Annotated in this window: 3 protein-coding genes and 1 pseudogene; 1 reads left to right on the top strand and 3 read right to left on the bottom strand. The window is 65.4% G+C overall.

The annotated features are described in order from the left end of the window. The first annotated feature begins 294 nt into the window (after positions 1-294). Entirely contained in the window at positions 295-1209 is a 915-nt protein-coding gene (locus ABTZ58_RS39835) for a S41 family peptidase (protein WP_351368339.1), read from the top strand. Here the strand turns inward: ABTZ58_RS39835 and ABTZ58_RS39830 are convergent. From ABTZ58_RS39830 to ABTZ58_RS39820, 3 genes and pseudogenes are all read right to left on the bottom strand, one after another. Continuing rightward, positions 1157-1513: pseudogene (locus ABTZ58_RS39830) on the bottom strand (transposase); the annotation flags it as partial. The gene ABTZ58_RS39835 and the pseudogene ABTZ58_RS39830 sit on opposite strands and share 53 nt — an antisense overlap. A gap of 7 nt (positions 1514-1520) precedes the next feature. Further along, a protein-coding gene (locus ABTZ58_RS39825; RefSeq protein ID WP_351368336.1) for an IS5 family transposase occupies positions 1521-2323 on the bottom strand; the annotation gives its coding sequence in 2 pieces (ribosomal slippage) (positions 1521-1979 and positions 1982-2323; 801 coding nt in all). After that, positions 2310-3212 (bottom strand): DUF3626 domain-containing protein, encoded by a 903-nt coding sequence (locus ABTZ58_RS39820; RefSeq protein ID WP_502996223.1) that lies wholly within the window; start codon positions 3210-3212, stop codon positions 2310-2312. The genes ABTZ58_RS39825 and ABTZ58_RS39820 overlap by 14 nt, the downstream gene beginning before the upstream one ends. Positions 3213-3406: the final 194 nt, after the last annotated feature.

Genomic DNA, 3406 nt, shown 5'->3' with positions numbered 1-3406 from the left:
CAGACACCGGGCACCCCGCTACGACGTGGGCAAAACCGTCCGCCGGGAGAAGACCCTTACCGCCCTACAACGGATGAAAGGTTAAAGAACAAGCTGAGAGCCTGTTTCTGAACCGGAGTCGGCCGAGCACTGATCATCAGAAGTTAGGGTTACCAATAGATCGACTGATTTGGCTGACCGGGAGGGCACATGGTTCGGGGGCGTGTGCTGCGTTTAAGGGCTGCTGGGTTGGTGTGTGTTTTCGCTGTTGGGTCCGGGTGCTCGGGAGGGGAAGCGTCGCCCCCTGGCGCGGCAATGTCTGACGAGGCGCGGTCCTACCTGTCCACCGCCTTGGACCTGATGGAGGACAACGCACTTCGCCGCGACGATGTCGAATGGGATGACATACGGCGAGCAGCCTTCACCGAAGCCGGCAGCGCGCATCGTCCCGTCGAAACCTATCAGGCTATCAAGGTAGCCCTGAGCAAACTGGGAGACGGGCACAGCGGATTCATCGACCCGAAGAGGGCGAAAGAGCTGCAAGGGGACGAGCAGATCCGCAACCCTGTGGAAGGGCGGGCGTTGGCCGGCCGCATGGGGTACCTGTCGCTCCCCGGCGTCCAGGGATCAGAGAAGGTCTATCAGCAGTACGTGCGGGAGGGGCGCGATGCCGTGGCGAAGGCTAACCGTCCGAACGCCTGCGGCTGGGTGATCGACCTGCGCCGTAACCGCGGTGGCAACATGTGGCCGATGCTTGCCGTCGTGGGACCGATCCTCGGTGACGGCAACGTCGGGTCGTTCGTCGATGCGGACGGCAAGAGGACGGTGTGGTCCATTGAGAAGGGCAGCCCTCGTCTGGACGGTGACTCCACCGGCTGGGGAACAAGTCCTCCAGTAGGCGGCGGATCAGCCCCTGCTGCGGTGCTCACCAGCCGCTCCACCGCCAGTTCCGGGGAGGCGGTGACTGTGGCCTTTCGTGGGCGCCCTAATACGCGCTCTTTCGGCGAGGACACCACAGGCGTCCCCACCGGCAACGCACAGCACCGACTGTCCGACGGGGCGATCCTCAATCTGACGGAGGTGAAGGACGCCGACCGCACGGGGCGCGCATACGACAGCCCCATACCGCCTGACCAGCCAGTCGTCGACAACCTCGGGCGCGGAGGAAGTAGAGATCCCGTCCTGGACGCTGCAACGCAATGGTTGTCCGAGCAGCCCGGCTGCTCGTAGGCGGCCCGGGTGACCAGCTGGCCGGCGCCGGTTTCCTTGGCCAGCTGGGGGTCGCCCCGTTCCGGGCCAGGCGCCTGGTCATAAGGGTGATGGCGGCCCAGGTGATCAGGGTTTCGGAGTGCTGGATGAGCCGTTCGTAGTCTCTCGCGTGACGGCGGGCGTGCACCATCCAGGCGAGCGACCTCTCGACGACCCAGCGGCGGGGCAGCACGACGAAGCCGGAGGCGTCTTTGGGGCGGCTGACCGGCTTGATGGTGAGGTTGAGGTGCTGTTTCGCCCAGTCGACAAGTTTCCCGGCGTAAGAGATCGTCTCAGTTGGTCAATCTCCGATAGCAGATGAGTGTGGCCGCGATGCCAGCGAAGGCGAGGAAGTGTTCGGCCTTGCGTTCGTAGCGACGGTGCAGACGGCGGTACCCGGATAGCCACGCCACCGTCCGCTCCACGGTCCAACGGTGGCGGCCCAGGCGCTGGGAGGACTCGATCCCCTTACGGGCGATGCGGGGTGTGATGTTCCGGGATCGGAGCCATTTCCGCAGGTGGTCGTAGTCGTAGCCCTTGTCTCCGTGCAGCTTGGCGGGGCGGCGTCGACGCGGTCCACGGCGAGATCGGATGGGCGGTATGCCGCGGACGAGGGGTTCGAGACCCTGGCTGTCGTGGGTATTGGCTGCGGAGATGCCGATGGAGAGGGGCAGACCGGTTCGCTCCGTGATCAAGTGGATCTTCGAGCCCTTCTTGCCGCGATCGACAGGATTCGGGCCTGTCAGCTCCCCCCTTTGAGGGCCCGCATGTTCACGGAGTCAATCGCGCACCGCGACCAGTCCAGATCTCCCCGGGCGCCGAGTTCGTCCAGCACCAGACGGTGGAGCTTCGCCCACACCCGCGCAGCGGACCACTCGGAGAACCGTCTGTGGACGGTCTGCCACGACGCGCCGAAGACCGGCGGCAACTGCCGCCACGTGCATCCCGAGGTAGCGACAAAGATGATCGCGGCAAGGACCGCGCGATCGTCAACTCGCCGACGGCCACCGCCCTGCGGCCTTGTGGGAATCGGCGGTCTCACAGCCCCGAACAACTCCCACAACCCCTCCGGCACCAGCCCCTCAACGAAGCCCATCGAGTACAGCCCTCTCCCTCGGTCCAGGACTCACCGAATCGTCAACGGCCCTCCCAGGCGCCCCGAAACGCGCGAGGTAGTGCCACACCTTCTTGATCGCCTGTGGGTCATGGTGGCCGGCACGCGCTGCCTCCCCGACGATGCGCGGATTGAGTACGCCGTCGACGGCGATCTGTGCGCCCAAGTCGACGTACTCCTGACCGCGGTAGCCGGGATGACGGAGGAGTTCTGCGACATTGAGTCGGAAGCCGGGGTGCCACTCCACGGGGCAGCCCAGGCGTAACGCCGCAACCTCCACAGCCGTCCCTCGATAGCAGGGGTCGAGGACCAGCGCCTCGGCGTGGCAGTTCGGTCGCACAGGCCCGTGGACCTGCGCCTCGATGTAGTCGTCAAGGTTGTCCTGGCGATCGGCGAGGGCAAGCTCGATGAGCCCCATGCGGGCCGCGACACCGAAATCCGAGGGTTCAAGGAAACTGTCCGGGTAGCAGAACGTGGTCCGCGTCAGCGTCTCGGCCGTCAGCCGAAAGTGGGCAGAGCCGAATTGCGGTGCCCCGCCGACAGGCTTGCGACGGAAGTTCAAAGCCCCGTAGACGGGCCGCTCATGAGGGAGTGCGTCGTCGTAGGCCCCGTCGAAGATCCGGCTCTCCCAGCGCCACCGGTCGCCGCCGGGATATGCGGTCAGTCCGCCGTTGCTGGTCCCCGTGACGAACTGTGAGCGGTAGACACCGTCCTCGGACATGGCATCCAGGATCGGCTTGTCGTGCAGTAGCCGGTCCGGGTGGAAGTTGAGGGTCACCCGCAGCGTCGGGTCCATCGGAGGGCCCGACGCCAGTTCCGCGACATGGCCAAGGGCCCGTTCCTGTGGTGTCTGGGATGCTGCGGAGCTCATCCGCACAGTGTTCCTCAAGCTGATCAACCGCTGCACGCGGATTGTCTACCGACAGTCCTGCCATGCGGGAGACGGAGCTGGCACCAATCGAGACGATCTCTACTGATCTTTTCGTAAGTTCGGTGGGTGTGGTGGCCCTGCGAGTGGGAGGCTTTCGGGGTGGCTTATCAACCCTCATCTTCGGCTGCCGGCTC

This window comes from Streptomyces sp. NPDC094143 (genome assembly GCF_040303825.1).
In the GTDB taxonomy this organism is placed as follows: Bacteria; Actinomycetota; Actinomycetes; order Streptomycetales; family Streptomycetaceae; genus Streptomyces.
Note: the sequence above shows the minus strand (reverse complement) of the source record. Positions and strands in the feature narration are given on the sequence as shown.

What these genes read in the sequence shown, in the direction of transcription:
- ABTZ58_RS39835 (WP_351368339.1), top strand. Translation starts at nt 295, where the DNA reads ATGTCTGACGAGGCGCGGTCCTACCTGTCCACCGCCTTGGACCTGATG.
- ABTZ58_RS39820 (WP_502996223.1), bottom strand. Translation starts at nt 3,212, where the DNA reads ATGAGCTCCGCAGCATCCCAGACACCACAGGAACGGGCCCTTGGCCAT.